13 protein-coding genes are annotated in these 14,910 nt (G+C 74.0%); 4 read left to right on the forward strand and 9 right to left on the reverse strand.

Annotated elements, in window-relative coordinates; genetic code table 11:
• Nucleotides 1-113: 113 nt before the first annotated feature.
• Genes ACF09J_RS19345 through ACF09J_RS19355 form a run of 3 tightly spaced genes read right to left on the reverse strand, consistent with a single transcriptional unit; the run spans nt 114 to nt 2,503 of the window.
• Complete coding sequence (locus ACF09J_RS19345) at nt 114-356, reverse strand: DUF397 domain-containing protein (protein ID WP_392306644.1); 243 nt, start codon at nt 354-356, stop codon at nt 114-116.
• Between the two features lie 57 nt (nt 357-413).
• A complete protein-coding gene (locus tag ACF09J_RS19350; protein ID WP_392306645.1) occupies nt 414-1,007 on the reverse strand; it encodes a GNAT family N-acetyltransferase in 594 nt (197 codons plus the stop codon).
• Nucleotides 1,004-2,503 (reverse strand): acyl-CoA synthetase, encoded by a 1,500-nt coding sequence (locus ACF09J_RS19355; protein WP_392306646.1) that lies wholly within the window; start codon nt 2,501-2,503, stop codon nt 1,004-1,006. Before ACF09J_RS19355 ends, ACF09J_RS19350 begins: the two co-directional genes overlap by 4 nt.
• Nucleotides 2,504-2,697: 194 nt before the next feature.
• Here ACF09J_RS19355 and ACF09J_RS19360 point away from each other — a divergent pair, with 194 nt between their 5' ends.
• Both ACF09J_RS19360 and ACF09J_RS19365 read left to right on the forward strand, forming a co-directional pair.
• On the forward strand, nt 2,698-4,488 hold the full coding sequence (locus ACF09J_RS19360) for a serine hydrolase (RefSeq protein WP_392306647.1): 1,791 nt from the start codon (nt 2,698-2,700) through the stop codon (nt 4,486-4,488).
• Nucleotides 4,489-4,854: 366 nt separating this feature from the next.
• Nucleotides 4,855-5,424: a hypothetical protein gene (locus ACF09J_RS19365; protein ID WP_392306648.1), complete on the forward strand. Its 570-nt coding sequence runs from the start codon at nt 4,855-4,857 to the stop codon at nt 5,422-5,424.
• A gap of 316 nt (nt 5,425-5,740) precedes the next feature.
• Here ACF09J_RS19365 and ACF09J_RS19370 read toward each other — a convergent pair whose 3' ends face one another.
• Entirely contained in the window at nt 5,741-7,309 is a 1,569-nt protein-coding gene (locus ACF09J_RS19370) for a phytoene desaturase family protein (protein ID WP_392306649.1), read from the reverse strand.
• A 62-nt stretch (nt 7,310-7,371) separates the two neighbouring features.
• Nucleotides 7,372-9,618, reverse strand: coding sequence for a tetratricopeptide repeat protein (locus ACF09J_RS19375; RefSeq protein ID WP_392306650.1), 2,247 nt, complete (start codon nt 9,616-9,618; stop codon nt 7,372-7,374).
• 789 nt (nt 9,619-10,407) lie between these two features.
• On the opposite strand from ACF09J_RS19375, the gene ACF09J_RS19380 reads away from it, so the two are divergent.
• Complete coding sequence (locus ACF09J_RS19380) at nt 10,408-11,214, forward strand: ribonuclease BN (protein ID WP_392306651.1); 807 nt, start codon at nt 10,408-10,410, stop codon at nt 11,212-11,214.
• Between the two features lie 172 nt (nt 11,215-11,386).
• Here the strand turns inward: ACF09J_RS19380 and ACF09J_RS19385 are convergent, their stop codons facing one another.
• Complete coding sequence (locus ACF09J_RS19385) at nt 11,387-11,974, reverse strand: rhodanese-like domain-containing protein (protein ID WP_392306652.1); 588 nt, start codon at nt 11,972-11,974, stop codon at nt 11,387-11,389.
• A 93-nt stretch (nt 11,975-12,067) separates the two neighbouring features.
• Between ACF09J_RS19385 and ACF09J_RS19390 the strand changes: the two genes are divergently transcribed.
• Nucleotides 12,068-12,355, forward strand: a complete 288-nt coding sequence (locus tag ACF09J_RS19390; RefSeq protein ID WP_392306653.1) for a metal-sensitive transcriptional regulator — start codon at nt 12,068-12,070, stop codon at nt 12,353-12,355.
• A gap of 37 nt (nt 12,356-12,392) precedes the next feature.
• Here ACF09J_RS19390 and ACF09J_RS19395 read toward each other — a convergent pair whose 3' ends face one another.
• The 3 genes from ACF09J_RS19395 to ACF09J_RS19405 form a co-directional block, all read right to left on the reverse strand.
• Nucleotides 12,393-13,139: a sulfite exporter TauE/SafE family protein gene (locus ACF09J_RS19395; protein WP_392306654.1), complete on the reverse strand. Its 747-nt coding sequence runs from the start codon at nt 13,137-13,139 to the stop codon at nt 12,393-12,395.
• Nucleotides 13,136-13,309 (reverse strand): hypothetical protein, encoded by a 174-nt coding sequence (locus ACF09J_RS19400; protein WP_392306655.1) that lies wholly within the window; start codon nt 13,307-13,309, stop codon nt 13,136-13,138. The genes ACF09J_RS19395 and ACF09J_RS19400 overlap by 4 nt, the downstream gene beginning before the upstream one ends.
• A 92-nt stretch (nt 13,310-13,401) precedes the next feature.
• Nucleotides 13,402-14,787 (reverse strand): rhodanese-like domain-containing protein, encoded by a 1,386-nt coding sequence (locus ACF09J_RS19405; protein ID WP_392306656.1) that lies wholly within the window; start codon nt 14,785-14,787, stop codon nt 13,402-13,404.
• Nucleotides 14,788-14,910: the final 123 nt, after the last annotated feature.

A 14,910-nucleotide genomic window follows, 5' to 3' on the forward strand; every position in this document is an offset into this window, starting at 1 on the left:
TCCGGACGGAGACCTCCCCGCGGGGCCGGCGCCGCTCGGCCGCCGGCCCCGGCGGTGCTTTCAAGGTCCCCTGTCCCCGGACACGAGGGGAAACACCCCCGCTCCGCGGCCGGTCAGGTGAGGTTGAACTCCCCCTGCCGCGCCCCTGACATGAACGCGCCCCACTCGGCGGGGGTGAAGATCAAGGAGGGGCTTTCCGGGCGGCCGCCGTTGCGCATGGCGACGAAACCCTCGACGAAGGCGATCTGGACATCTCCCAGGCCGCCGCTGCTGGACTGCCACTGCGCGCTGCTGAGATCCAGTTCCGGCTTGTCCCATCCCGTGAACGGGTGCTGCTGGACAGTGCTCTCGGCCACGTCCGTGCTCCTCTGCAATCGTCGTCCGCGGGTCAGCCTAGCGACCGAGTCCGGGCGTCAACAGGCCACCTGAGGGGACTTTTCAGCGCAAGCGTCACGCCGCGTGCGGATGTGCAGGTGGCCGTCGAGCGGATAGTCGGGCGGCGCCGCCGGCAGGATCCCGGCCTGCTCGTACCCGCATTTTCGCGCGACCCGGCAGGAGGCCGTGTTGTCCACCTGGTGCAGCAGCTCCAGCCGGGTCGGCCCACGGTCCCCGAACAGGGCGAAGGCCCAGTCGGTCAGGGCCAGCAGGGCCCGGGGCGCCACTCCCCTGCCGCGCGCGTGCGCGGCGGTCCAGTAGCCCACCTCGGCGGACGGGCCGCCGGGACGCAGGCCCTTGACGACGGCGTGCCCCACCAGCCGCTCGCGCCCCTGGGGCCCCTGGGTCTCCAGGACGGCGAACGAGAAGCGGTCCCCCGTCTCCCAGTCCCGCCGCCGCTCCCGGATCCACCGCGCCGCGCCGGTCCCGTCGTCCACGACCGGACCCGCCCAGCGGCGCATCGTCTCGTCCCAGTAAGCCTCGACCAGGTCGCCGGCGTCCTCCGGGCGCCAGGGGCGCAGGGTCAGCGCGGGGGCGCCGGGGGCGGCCTCCGCCGCCGGGTACGCCGTCATCGCGCGCCGAACCGGTCGCGCAGTTCCCGCTTGAGGATCTTCCCGCTGGCGTTGCGCGGCAGTTCGTCCACGAAGATCACTTTCTTGGGCGCCTTGAACGACGCCAGCTTCTCACGGGCGTGGGCGATCAGACCGGCCTCGGTGACCTCGCCGCGTGGGACCACGAACGCGGTGACGGCCTCGATCCACCGCTCGTCGGGGAGCGCGACCACGGCCGCCTCGGCCACACCCGGGTGCGTGTACAGGACGTCCTCGACCTGCCGCGAAGCCACCAGTACGCCACCGGAGTTGATGACGTCCTTCACCCGGTCGACGACCGTGTAGTAGCCGTGCGGGTCGCGTACGGCGAGGTCGCCGGAGCGGAACCAGCCCGCGCGGAACGCCTCCGCGGTCTCCTCGGGCCTGTCCCAGTAGCCCTCGCACAACTGCGGTGAGCGGTAGACGACCTCGCCGGGTGTGCCGTCGGGCACGTCCTTGCCGTCCTCGTCGACGACGCGGGCGTCCACGAACAGCACCGGGCGGCCGCAGGAGTCCATGCGGCCCTTGTGCTCGTCGGGTCCGAGCACCATGGCCAGGGGGCCGATCTCGCTCTGTCCGAAGCAGTTGTAGAAGGCGAGCCGCGGCAGCCGCTCCCGGAGTCGTTCCAGCACCGGCACCGGCATGACCGACGCGCCGTAGTACGCCTTGCGCAGTCCGCCGAGGTCGCGGGTGGCGAAGTCGGGGCGCCCGGCCAGCCCGATCCAGACCGTGGGCGGCGCGAACAGGCTGTCCGCGCGTCCGGCCTCGACCAGGTCCAGGATGCGGTCGCCGTCGGGCGCGTCGAGGACGATGTTCGTCGCGCCGACGGCGAGGTACGGCAGCAGGAACACGTGCATCTGCGCCGAGTGGTAGAGGGGCAGCGCGTGGACGGGGCGGTCCCCCGCGCTGAAGTCCAGCGCGGTGATCGCGCTCAGGTACTCGTGGACCAGCGCCCGGTGGGTCATCATCGCGCCCTTTGGCAGGGCGGTGGTGCCCGAGGTGTAGAGCAGTTGTACGAGGTCCTCCGAACGCGGCTCGGGACCGTCGTACGGGAGCGTGGAGGGCAGCCGGGCGAGCAGCGAGTCGCCCGCGTCGCGCAGCGGCAACGTCCTTGCCGTGGCCGGGAGCCGTCCGGCCAGGTCCGGGTCGGTGAGGACCAGGGCGCTGCCCGACTGGGCGACGATGTAGTCGAGGTCGTCGCCGGTGAGGCTCTGGTTGACGGGCACGTGCACCAGCCCCGCGCGGGCGCAGGCGAGGAAGCCGATCAGGTAGGCGTCGGAGTTGTGGCCGTAGGCGGCGACGCGGTCGCCGGGGGCGAGGTCCTGGCCGAGCAGGACGTTCGCGGCGCGGGAGACGGCGTCGTCGAGTTCGGCGTAGGTCCAGGAGCGCTCCGCGTACTCGACGGCGACGCGTGCCGGGGTGCGCCGGGCGCTGCGCCGCAGGACTCCGTCGACCGTACTGCCGTGTCCAGGCGTCATGAAAGACGATCCTCGGTCCGGCGCGGCGGAAGGTCAAGGATCTCCGTACACACCCATCACTCAGCGGTGGTTGACGGGCAGTCAGGTTCATTCACACGCGCACGCACCGTTGACACAGGCCCCACCTGACACGAAAGTTTCACCCCGCACGACCATCCGCGAAAGATACTTTCAGACGGTGGGCGGGAGGCCTCATGACGACCGACGACGCGGCAGGCAGAGGAGCGACGGGCGGGTTGACACGCCGCCAACTTGGCTTGGGGACAATGGCGTTGGGTGGCGCCCTGGCGCTCGCGGCCCTGCCCGCGGGCCCGGCCGCCGCCGCTCCGGCGAACGGCAGCCCCACCCTGCGGTACGGATCCCCCGAGCGGGCGGGCCTGCTGGCCACCCCGCTGCGTCAACTCGTCGAGGACGCCGGGGCGTTCCTCGGCCCGTCCCCCACGCACCCCTGGTACGCGGGCGCCGTGCTGCTCGCCGGGCGCGGCGGAACCGTGGCGCTGCACGAGCCGATCGGCATGGCGGTGCGCTACTCGGCGTACGACGAGAAGACCGACACCGCCGTGGAGTTCCCGGCGGAGCAGCAGATCCCGATGGCCCGGGACACCGTCTTCGACCTGGCCTCGGTCTCCAAGCTGTTCACCTCGCTGCTCGCGGTGCAGCAGCTCGAACGGGGCACGCTGGAGCTCGAGGGCAAGGTCGCGTCCTATCTCCCGGACTTCGGGCGGGCGGGCAAGCAGGACGTCACCATCCGGCAACTCCTCACCCACACCTCGGGATTCCGCGCCTGGATCCCGCTGTACGACGCGCCGACGTACGAGCGGAAACTGGAACTCGTCTGGAACGAGGCCCTGATCAACCCGCCCGGCACCGCGTACCTGTACTCCGACCTGAACATGATCTCCATGCAACTGGTCCTGGAGGCGGTCACCGGGCAGCCGCTCGACACCCTGCTGCACGAGCGGATCACCGGGCCGCTCGGCCTCGACCGCACCCGCTACAACCCGCCCGCCTCCTGGAAGCCGCGGATCGCGGCCACCGAGGACGCCCGCAAGCCCTGGTCGGGACTGAACCGCGGTCTGGTGTGGGGCGAGGTGCACGACGAGAACGCCTTCAGCCTCGGCGGTGTCGCGGGGCACGCGGGCGTGTTCTCCTGCGCGTGGGACCTCGCGGTCCTGGGCCGCACGCTGCTCAACGGCGGCGCGTACGGGCGTACCCGCGTCCTGCGGCCCGAGTCGGTGGAGCTGATGTTCACCGACTTCAACACCGCCTTCCCCGGCGACGCGCACGGCCTCGGCTTTGAGCTCCACCAGCACTGGTACATGGGAGCGATGGCCACTCCGCGCACCGCGGGGCACACCGGCTTCACCGGCACGTCGCTGGTCCTCGACCCGACCACCGACTCGTTCCTGGTCGTCCTCGGCAACTCGGTGCACCCGGTGCGCAACTGGCGTTCCGGCTCCGCTCCGCGGGTCGCCACCGGCAACGATCTGGCCCGGGCCGTACCGGTCCCTGCGACACGGGGCCGCACTGCGTGGTTCTCCGGGATGGCGAGCTCCACGACGGCGACCCTGGCCCTCCCGGCGCTCGACACCTCGGCCGGCGGCGCCCGGCTGCGGTGCGACCTGTGGTGGGACACCGAGCCCGGCTCGGACGTGCTCGTCCTGGAGTGCACGGCGGACGGCGGCGCCACCTGGCAGCCGGTGCCGTTCACCACGACGCACCGGGGCGAGGAGCCGGAGCGGCACCCCACGGGCACCGCCACCGGCTACTCGGGCCGGGTCTGGCACGGGCTCACGGCGGACCTCCCGGCGGCCGGGCAGCTGACCCTGCGCTGGCGCTACACGACGGACCGCCTGTACGTGGGCCGCGGAGCCTACGTCGACGCCCAGCGGGTCGAGACCGGCCGCGCCGTCCTGTTCGACGAGGCGCGCCCGGCGGACTCGTCACGTATCGAGGCGAAGGGCTGGACGGCCTCCGCGGACTGAGGAAATCGACACCCGGTCGACTTCGATCAATTCCGGCCTTCCCGCACTCAGGAAAACGTCAGCAATCGCCAACAGCGGAAACAGACAAATGCTGTTCCCCTGCTTTTCCCTCAGTTCCCCTTCGACTCCCCCACCAGCGACGCGGCGACGGAAATAAAAAGCTCACGAATGCGGGTCCCATCCGCATCACGGGCGATAATGTGAATCCGCAACCGGATGGGGGATTCCGGGATCTGCGCTCAGTCCGGCTGTCTCTGTGTCAGGGCCGTTCCATGCCTGAAACATGTGCGACAACGGTCGCCGGCCGCCTCCGCGGGCGCCGGCGGCCGTATTCGGGGGGTGAGGAACAGTGCAGTCGGAACCACGGTGCGAGGACCGCGGCGGCCGATCTTCCGGCCGGCGCCGCCCGACCGGCACGGGATGGCGCGGCTGCTGTCCGCCGCGGCCCCGCCGCCCGCCCACGCCTGGCGATCCGCCTGGGAGGACGTGCTCGCCGAGGAACGCAGCGGGCGGTCGCGCACGGGCCTGGGCTGGGTGCTCACCCAACTCGCCTCCGGCGCCCTCCCGTCCCTGGACGTCCTGGAGGCCGGCTGCGAGCGGCTGCGCCTGCACCGGCTGGCCTACGCCCCCGGCGCGACCGGTCCGGAGCTGGTCCGGCCGGCCGAGTCGTCCTGGACCGAACTGGCTCCCGTGTCCGCGGTGCTCTCGCGGGAGCGGCCGAGCCGCCTGTTCCTGCTCGCCGGCGGGGCTCCCGGCACCGCGGCCCGGATCGGCCCCGCCCTGCGGAACTCCCTGGCCGCCTTCACGCGGACCGGGCACCGCGACACGGCGGAGCCGCTCGTGGTCGGCCGCGGCGGTCCGGTAGCGCGGCGGGCACCACAGCACTCCGGCAGCACACAGCCACGTACAACCGACGGCCCCGCGGCGGTGCGATAGCCCGGCGTGCACGGGGGGCGGGGGCGCGGTCCCACTGCCCGCCGCGCGGCAGCGCGCAGCCACGGCCCCGGACCGCAGCCGCCCGCCCGGCCTGCTGGAGCGGGAGCGCGGGTCGTGGCCCGCCGCGGCGGCGCACGCCACCCTGATCCGGACCCGACAGCACGCCGCCGGCGTGGCGTGCAGGAAGGGGCCCGTGGGTCTTCACCGTCCGGGGGGCGGGACTCCGGGCCCCGCCATCCGGGGCGTCGGCCGCCCGCGCCGTCCGCGGGAGCGAGGGCGCGGGTCCCCACCATCCCGGGGCGCGCGACGCGTGTCGTCAGGCGTCGTGGTCTTCGAGGACCGCCATCGCGGCGTTGTGGCCCGGTACTCCGCTGACTCCGCCGCCGCGTACCGCGCCCGCGCCGCAGAGGAGGACGTTGGCGTGCGGGGTCTCCACGCCCCAGCGGCCTGTGCCCTCCTGGGCGTACGGCCAGCTCAGGGCGCGGTGGAAGGTGTTGCCGCCGGGGAGGCGCAGGTCCCGTTCCAGGTCCAGTGGGGTCTTGGCCTCGATGCAGGGCCGGCCGTCGGCGTCGGTGGCCAGGCAGCCGGCGAGTGGCTCGGCGAGGTGGGCGTCGAGTTGCGCGAGCGTGGACTTCAGCAGTTCCTCGCGTACGGCGTCGTTGTCCCGGGCGAAGAGCCGGGCCGGGGTGTGCAGGCCGAACAGGGTGAGCGTCTGGTACCCCTGTTCGACCAGGTCGGGGCCGAGGATGGTCGGGTCGGTCAGGGAATGGCAGTAGATCTCGGAGGGCGGCGCGGTGGGCAGCTCCCCCGCGGCGGCCCGGGCGTGGGCGTCGGCGAGCTGCCGGTACCCCTCGGCGATGTGGAAGGTGCCGGCGAAGGCCTCGCGCGGGTCGACCGCGGTGTCGCGGAGCCTGGGCAGTCGCCTGAGCAGCATGTTCACCTTGAGCTGGGCGCCCTCGGCGGGCTCCGGCGGCTCCTCGCCGGTCAGCGCGGCCAGGGCCTGCGGGGAGGCGTTCACCAGCACGTGCCGGGCGCCGACGGCGCCCTCGCCGTCGCGGGTGCGGTACGTGACCTCCGCCGCGCGCCCGTCGCTCGCCACCCGCACCGCCTCGTGGCCGGTGGCGATGACGGCTCCGGCCCGGCGGGCGGCCGCGGCGAGCGCGTCGGTCAGGGCGCCCATGCCGCCGACCGGTACGTCCCAGTCTCCGGTGCCGCCGCCGATCACGTGGTACAGGAAGCACCGGTTCTGCGCCAGCGACGGATCGTGGGCGTCGGCGAAGGTGCCGATGAGGGCGTCGGTGAGGACGACCCCCCGTACGAGGTCGTCGGCGAAGCGGTCCTCGACGGCCACGCCGATCGGCTCCTCGAACAGGATCCGCCAGGCCTCCTCGTCGTCGACGCGGCGGCGCAGTTCCTCCCGGGTGGGCAGCGGCTCGGTGAGCGTGGGGAAGACCCTGCGGGCGAGGCGGCCGGTCATGCCGTAGAAGCGCTGCCAGGCCTCCCACTCGCGGTCGGAGCCGGTGAGCCCGGCGAACGCCTCGCGGGTGCGCTCCTCGCCGCCGCCCACGAGCAGTCCGGTGGGCCGCCCGCCGCGCTCGACGGGCGTGTACGAGGAGATCGTGCGCGTGCGCAGCCGGACGTCCAGGCCCAGGTCCTGGACGATCTTCCGGGGAAGCAGGCTGACCAGGTAGGAGTAGCGGGACAGCCGGGCGTCCACGCCCGCGAACGGGCGGGTGGAGACGGCGGCGCCCCCGGTGTGGTCCAGCCGCTCCAGCACGAGCACCGACCGTCCGGCGCGGGCCAGGTAGGCGGCGGCGACCAGGCCGTTGTGCCCTCCGCCGACGATGACGGCGTCGTACGTACCGTGTCCCTCGTGTGCGCTCATGGTCCTTCGTAACACGCGGTGATCCACTTCGGCCAGGGCGCGGTCCGTGGAGGATCCAGGACCTAAGGCCCGTCGGCCGCTCGCTGTCCGCGCAGGACGGCGACCCTGCGGTACAGCTCCACGGCTTCCGGGCCGCGGCCGAGTTGTTCCAGGCAGTGGGCCTCGTCGGTGCGGCTGGCGAGGGTGTCGGGGTGGCCGGCGCCCAGGACGCGCTCGCGGGCGTCGGCCACGGCACGGTACTCGGTGAGCGCGTCGGCCCAGCGGCCGAGCCAGCCGAGGCCGACGGCGACCTCGCGGCGGCTGACGAGGGTGTCGGGGTGGCCGGGGCCGAGGACGCGCCCGCGGATCGCGCACACGTCGCGGGACTCGGCGAGGGCTTCCTCCCAGCGGCCGAGCCGGCCGAGGTTGACCCCGAGACCGTGGCGGGCGCGCAGGGTTTCGGGGTGCTCCGGGCCGTGCACGCGGGTGCGGTCGTCGATCAGGGCCCGGTACAGCTCCAGCGCCTCCGCGCTGTGCCCGAGCCGGCCGAGGCTGATGCCGACCTCGTAGCGGGCGGTCAGGGTGTCGGGGTGGTCCGCGCTGAGCGCACGGGCGCGTGCTTCGGCGACCTCGCGGTAGGTTTCCAGGGCTTCCGCCCACCGCCCCAACTGTCCAAGCGCGTAGGCGACTTCGAATCTGGTGACCAGGGTGTCGGGGTGCTGCGGCCCGAGCACGCGGGCGCGGGCGGCGGCGACTTGGCACGCCATGCGGTAGGAGTCGTCCGGGCGGCCGAGCCGGCTGAGGCTGAAGGCGAGGTTGTGCCGGCAGCGCAGGGTGTCGGGGTGGTCCGGGCCCATGGTGCGCTCGCGCGCGGCGAGCACCGCCGCGTACACCTGGTGCGCGTCGAAGTGGCGGCCCAGGCGGCCCAGCACGTACGCCATCTCCTGGCGCACGGCGAGCGTGTCCGGGTGGTCGGCGCCGAGGGCCCTGATGCGCGCCTCGGCCACCTGCTTGTACTCACGCAGTGCCTCGGCCGGGCGACCGGTGCGGCTGAGGCCGAAGGCGAGTTCGTAGCGGCCGGCGAGGGTGTCGGGGTGTTCGGGCCCGAGGAGGCGGGCCCGCTCGTCCGTGATCGCGCGGTGCGCCTCGGCCGCCTCTTCCCAGCGGCCGAGCCGGCCGAGAGCCAGGGCCGCCTGGTGCCGGTCGGCCAGCGCCCTGACCGCCTCCGGCGGCGGGACGGGCCGCCCGCCGGGCGCCCGCGCGGTCTCCGCCGGGCCGCCGGTGGCGGCGCGCGGGGTCCACTCGCCGGTCAGCCCGGCCGCTCCGTCCGGGGGCGCGGTGCGCGGTGCCGCCCCGGCGGCCTTGTGACCGGTGGTCATGCCGCGGGTCCAGGACGGCAGTCGGGCGTCACGACCGGCCGGTCCGGACGGGCGCGGCCGTGGCAGCGGGGTGACCACGGTGGGCGCGTACCGTGGCGCCGCCGTGCGGCCGGCGGTGATGCGGCGGCTCAACGCCTGGGCGTCGTCGGGTCGTTGCTCGGGCAGTTTGGCGAGCAGGTCGAGGATGATCCGCTCCAGGTACTCGGGGAGTTCGGCGCGGTGGCGGCGCGGGGGCTCGGGCGGGGTGTCGCGGTGCCCGACGAGGACCGCCCAGGCGTCGTCGAAGTCGAACGGCGGGGCACCGGTGGCGAGTTCGTACAGCACACAGCCCAGCGAGTACAGGTCGCTGCGCTGGTCGAGCTCGGTTCCGCCGATCTGTTCCGGCGACATGTAGTGCGGGGTGCCCATGGCGACGCCGGTGCCGGTGAGCCGGGCGGTGAAACCGATGTCGTGGCCGAGCCGGGCGATGCCGAAGTCGCAGATCTTCACCGTGCCGTCGGTCAGGCGCATGATGTTCGCCGGTTTCAGATCCCTGTGCACGATGCCCTGTTGGTGGGTGTAGGCGAGGGCCGCGGTGACCTGTTCGGCGATCTCGACGATCTCGGGCACGGCCAGGGGCCGGTGGTCGTTGTCGTCCAGGAGCTGCCCGAGGTTGCGCCCGTCGAGCATCTCCATCACGAGGTAGAGCACGCCGTCGGACTCGCCGAAGTCGTGGACCACGGTCACCCCGCGGTGCTGGAGCGCGGCGGCCACCCGGGCCTCGCGCCGGAACCGCTCGCGCAGCACCCGGGTGAAGGACGGGTCGCGCTGGGGGCCGAGCGGTTTGAGGCACTTCACCGCGACATGGCGGCCCAGTGACTCGTCCCGCGCCCGCCAGACCTCGCCCATGCCGCCCCGGCCGATGGTGTCGAGCAGCCGGTAACGGCCCTGGATCAGCATGGTGTCCGACATCTCGCGCCGCCGCCCCCGTCGCCGTGTACCCCGCCTCTCCGGACCGGGCCCGCCGTCCGGGCCGCCCCTGGCCCCGTCCCGGCACCGGCCTGCTCCGCGGGGAGGCCCTCGTCCAGTATGGCGAGCCACCGCCCGGCTTTGTACGGTGCGGAACGGACTCGGGACCCGGGGCCGGTCCCTCTACCAGCCCTGATGCAAGTGCCGAAAACGGCGACGAAAATGGGCAAGGTACCTGATTCTCAAGCGAAAGGGAGCCAGTAATGCGACGTCGACTCACACGCGCACTGGCCACCGGCCTCGCTGCGGGCGTCATGGCGGGTGGCGCCGCCGTGGCCTCCGTGGGCACCGCATCGGCAGCGCCCGCCAAGAGCACCACCTCGTACTCGACAGCGCACCACTGTCACAAGGTCAAGGGACACTTCACGACCCGCCACGGCAAGAGGGTCTGGGTTTCGGAGCACATGGTCTGTACCACCAGGATGCGCTGAGGCTGGAACCGCCTCGCCATCAGTGAGGGAGGGCCCTTCTCGTCCACGGGCGGGAGGGGCCTGGGCATGCGGCGGAGGGGCGAGGGCGGGGCCTCCTTGCTCCCGGTGTGCCGGCGCGCTGCGGCGGCGTGACGATGGGAGTGCCGGGTGCGGCCGGGCGGGTGGGTCGCCGGGTTTGCACGGCCGGAGGCCGGTCACCCGGACCGCGGAGAGGAGGCGCCGTCGCCATGTCATGTCCCACCCCGTCCCCTCCGGCGTCGAGCGGCACCGGCCACCGTGACGGGCGTTCACGGCGGCCGGGTTGAGCGAGCGGAAGTCCTCCGACCGCCCGACGACACACCTGGGGTGGGCCGCTGAGCTCTACCGGCGTGGCAAGCGGCTGGAGCTCATGCACCGGGCGATGGGGTTCGCCACGCTCTCCCTGGTCACCCTGGCCCCGTTGCTGATCGTGGTGGCCGCGCTCGATCCCCTGCACCACGGCGGGTTCGCGTTGTGGCTGGTGGACGGCATGGACCTGTCCGGCCGGTCCGCCGACGTGCTCTCGGAGGTCTTCAGCCCGGCACGCAAGGTGGCCGGCACCACCAGTGCGTGGGGCCTGGTGCTGCTCGCGGTGTTCGGCGTGTCCTTCGCGTCGAGCGTGCAGAACGCCTACGAGCGGGTGTGGCGGCTGCCCGCCGGGCCCTGGCACCGGATCTGGCGGCAGGCCGTCTGGCTGGTCGCGCTCATGGTGTACCTGTACATGCAGGTGCTCACCCGGACGGTGTTCGACGGGACCTACCGCATGCTGCTGAGCGTGGGCGTCGGCGTGCTGTTCTTCTGGTGGGGCCCGCACTTCCTGCTCGGCCACCAGGTGCGCTGGCGGCTCCTCTTCCCCGGCGCCGTCGCCACCATGGTGGGCCTGGTGGGCCTGCGGGCCTTCTCGTTCCTGGTGTTCACCCCGCTGATCGTGACCAACGCGGTCAGCTACGGCGCCATCGGCACCATCCTGGTGGTGGAGTCCTGGCTGGTCGGCGCGGGGTTCGTCGTGTACGGCGGCGCCCTGTTCGGCCATCTGTTCTGCGACCGCATGGGGCATCTGCTGGAACACGAGGAGGGCCCCGACGAATGAGTCCGGGCCGGACTCATTCGTCGGGGGCGGCCGGTCGCGGGGGGGGGGGGGGGGGGGCGGGGGCGCGCGGCGCCGCCGCCCCCCCCGCGGCCGGGGGCCGGCGCGCGGCGGGGGCGTGGGGGGGGGGGGGGGGGGGGGGGGGCGGGGCCCCCCCCCGGCCGCCCCGCCGGTCTCACCTGCTCCGCAGTGTCGCGAGCGTCGCCTCGAGCCGGGCCGCGCGCGGCCGGTTGTGGGGGAGCTTCCCGAGCAGGACGGCCATGCCGCAGGTGTCGGTGAGGGCGGAGAAGACCAGTCCGCCCGCCACGCCCGCCGACAGGATCAGCAGGGCCGGGTGGACGAGCAGTCCGAGCACCAGCCCGAGCAGCACCAAGGACCCGGCCGTGAGACGCACTTGGCGTTCCATGCTCCAGCCGGCCGGGTTCTCGCGGGCCGTGGGCCGGTGCAGTTCGTGACCCGCCGCCGCCCAGGCGCCCGTGCCGCCAGTGAGGGTGGCGGCGGCGACGCCCTGCCGGGCCAGGTACACGCAGGCCTTGGCCGAGCGGGCGCCAGAGGCGCAGACGACGAGGATCTCGCCGCGCTCCGCCGCGTGCCGTATCTCGGGCAGCGCCTGCCCCACACGGTCCAGCGGGATGTTGAGCGCGCCGGGCAGGTGTCCCGAGGCATACTCGCCGGGCGTGCGCACATCGATGACGGTGAGCTCGTCGAGCCGTGAGCGTGCCTGCTCGACGGCCAGGGGTACGGGGGTGGAGGGAACGGTCACGGCGAAACGGGTCCTTTCCGGTCGGTGGGGCGGTCGACGTCGTCCCGGGGACGGACGTACAGTACCCCCAGGGGTATTTTGCAAGGAGTGATCGTGGAACTGGAGCTCGAGGGCGCGGACCTCAAGGCCGTGCTGAACCGGTTGCGCCGGGCGCAGGGCCAGATCTCCGGGGTGATCCGGATGATCGAGGAGGGCCGGGACTGCGAGGAGGTCGTGACCCAGCTCGCCGCCGCCTCCCGCGCCCTGGACCGGGCCGGTTTCGCCATCATCGCCACCGGCCTGCAGAAGTGCGTGGCCGACATCGAGGCGGGTCGGACGAACGGCCAGGACCCCGCGATGATGCGGGCCCGCATGGAGAAGCTGTTCCTGTCGCTGGCGTGAGCGTGCGGGCCGGTGCGGGGCGGCCGGGCGGCGGGCATCAGGCCACCGCGTCGATGAGCATGAACGCCGCCACCGCAAGCAGCGCCACGGCGAAGATCCGCTGCAGCACCGGCCCGGACACCTTGGCGGCCAGCCGCCTGCCGTCCCACGCGGCGAGGACCGCCGCACCGGCGAACGGCGCGATGACCGCCCAGTCGAGACCGTCGACCGTCCCGGCCCGCAGCCCCAGCGCGGCCAGTGAGTTGACGGTGATGACCAGCAGGCTGGTGCCCACGGCGGCGCGCATGCGCAGCGAGAGCACGCCCACCAGGGCGGGGACGGCGAGGAAGCCGCCGCCGACGCCGAGCACGCCGGTGACCGCGCCGAGTCCGGCGCCCGCGGCCGCCGCCCGGCCGTGCCGTACCGGACGGTCCGCCTCCGGCGCCGGGCGCGGGCGCAGCATCCGGGCCGCGGCGACCGCCGCGACCAGCGCGAAGGCGGCGGTCAGCACGGCGTCGGGCAGCCGTCCGGCGACCGCGCCGCCCAGCACGGCCGGTCCGGCGCCCGCGGCGGCGAACAGCAGGCCGGTACGCCAGCGCACCTGGCCGTCGCGGGCGTGTGCGACGAGCGCGGTGGCCGAGGTGACGGTGACGACGACCAGGCTCGCGGTGGTGGCCGCGACCGGGGTGAAGCCGAGCAGGTAAATCAGGGCGGGGACGGCCAGGACGCTGCCGCCGCCCCCGAGTGCGCCCAGGGCCAGGCCGACGACGGCCCCGGCGGCGAGGGCGAGGAGCAGAGCACTCACGCGATCGTGCCGTCCTCGCCCCGCACGTCCGCCACGGGAAGTCCGGCCCGTACCCGGTCCCACGTCCCGCCGATCACGTCGACGGCGTCGGCGCCCCGGGCGGCCGGCAGGCCGGCGACCCGCTGGGAGCGGCTGCCCGGGCGGCAGACGGCTCCCCCGTCCAAGGGCACGGCGGTATCGGATCCGCCGCCGACCGGGGTGCGACCCGGGCGTGCGAAGGACTCACGAGCCGTGGGCCGAGCGGGGGCGGGGCGGACCGGACTCATCGGCACTGTTCCTCCCGTGGGGTCCGCACGGTGAGTCCGGCCTTCTCCGCGGACTCGAACCCGTCGTCCACCGCGACCACGTCGCGGCCCTCCGCGTCGAGCAGGGACGCGGCCACGGCGGCCCGCATGCCGCCCGCGCAGTGCACCCACACCTGGCCGTCGGGGACCTCGCCGGTCCGCCGGTGCAGCCGGTGGACCGGGATGTGCACCGAGCCCTCGACGAAGCCTCCGGCCCGTTCGGAGTCGCGCCGCACGTCCAGTACGACGACGCCCTCCCCCGGGTGCCGCTCGGCGAGGTCCGCGAAGGTGGCCCTCGGGAAGGAGGCGGGCTCCTCGCCCGGGCGGAGCCAGGCGGACGGCCCTCCGGTGGCCGCGGCGGCCGGGCGGTCGATGCCGACCCTGGCCAGTTCTCGCTGCGCGTCGGCCAGTTGCGCGGCCGTCCCGGCGAGCAGCGTCACCGGCCTGCCCCAGGGCACCAGCCAGGCCAGATAGGTGGCGAGCCTGCCCTCGGCCTCGAAGTTGAACGACCCCGCGACGTGCCCTTCGGCGAAGGCCACCCGGTTGCGCAGGTCGACGACCCACTCCCCCGCGGCCAGCCGGGCGGCTATCTCCTCGGGGTCGGCCACGGCGGGCGGGGTCAGGTCGACCGGAACGGGCCCGGCGGCGTTGGCCGGTCCCATGTGCGTGTAGTACGCGGGGATGTCGTCCAGGCCCGCGAGCAGGTCGGCGACGAAGGTGTCGACATCGCGGGTGAGCGCGTCGTTGACCACACGCTCCCGGCCGATGGTGGTGGCGTCGCCCTCGGTCTGCCCGGACGAGCAGAAACTGCCGAAGCCGTGGGTGGGGAGCACCGCGGTGGCGTCGGGCAGCGCGTCGGCGAGCCGGTGGGCGGAGGCGTGCTGGGCGCGGGCCAGGCCCTCGGTCAGCCGCGGTTCGACCAGGTCGGGGCGGCCGACGGTGCCGATCAGCAGCGAGCCGCCGGTGAACACGGCGAGGGCGGCTGCGGCCTCGCGCAGGACGTACGAGGTGTGATGCGGGGTGTGTCCGGGGGTGGCCAGGGCGTGCAGGGTCAGCCGGGCGTCCCCGTCGACGGTCACCGTGTCGCCGTCGCGGACGGGGGTGCGCGCGAAACCGACGCGGGCCCCCTCGGGGACGAGGTAGTCGGCTCCGGTCAGCCGGGCGAGTTCCAGACCGCCGGAGACGTAGTCGTTGTGGACGTGGGTCTCCACGACGTACGCGATGCGCACCCCGCGCCGTGCCGCCGCCGCCAGCACCCGGTCGACGTCCCTGGGCGGGTCGACCGCCACCGCCGTGTGCTCGCCTCCGGCCAGGTAGCTGCGGTTGCCGAGTCCTGCCAGCTCGATGGTCTCGACGAAGAACACAGGCGCTCCCTTCCTAGCGAAGAATTACCCCCGGGGGTATCTAGGACCGAGAGTAGCACGAGTACCCCCCGGGGTATTCCGCGCCCTCTTCGGCAGCGGGAGGTGGACGGTCCAGGGGCGGGG

The sequence above is a fragment of the Streptomyces sp. NPDC014889 genome, assembly GCF_043081205.1.
In the GTDB taxonomy this organism is placed as follows: Bacteria; Actinomycetota; Actinomycetes; order Streptomycetales; family Streptomycetaceae; genus Streptomyces.

Coding starts and splice junctions, on each gene's coding strand:
- ACF09J_RS19355 (WP_392306646.1), bottom strand. CDS start 2,503: ATGACGCCTGGACACGGCAGTACGGTCGACGGAGTCCTGCGGCGCAGC.
- ACF09J_RS19375 (WP_392306650.1), bottom strand. CDS start 9,618: ATGTCGGACACCATGCTGATCCAGGGCCGTTACCGGCTGCTCGACACC.
- ACF09J_RS19360 (WP_392306647.1), top strand. CDS start 2,698: ATGACGACCGACGACGCGGCAGGCAGAGGAGCGACGGGCGGGTTGACA.
- ACF09J_RS19350 (WP_392306645.1), bottom strand. CDS start 1,007: ATGACGGCGTACCCGGCGGCGGAGGCCGCCCCCGGCGCCCCCGCGCTG.
- ACF09J_RS19370 (WP_392306649.1), bottom strand. CDS start 7,309: ATGAGCGCACACGAGGGACACGGTACGTACGACGCCGTCATCGTCGGC.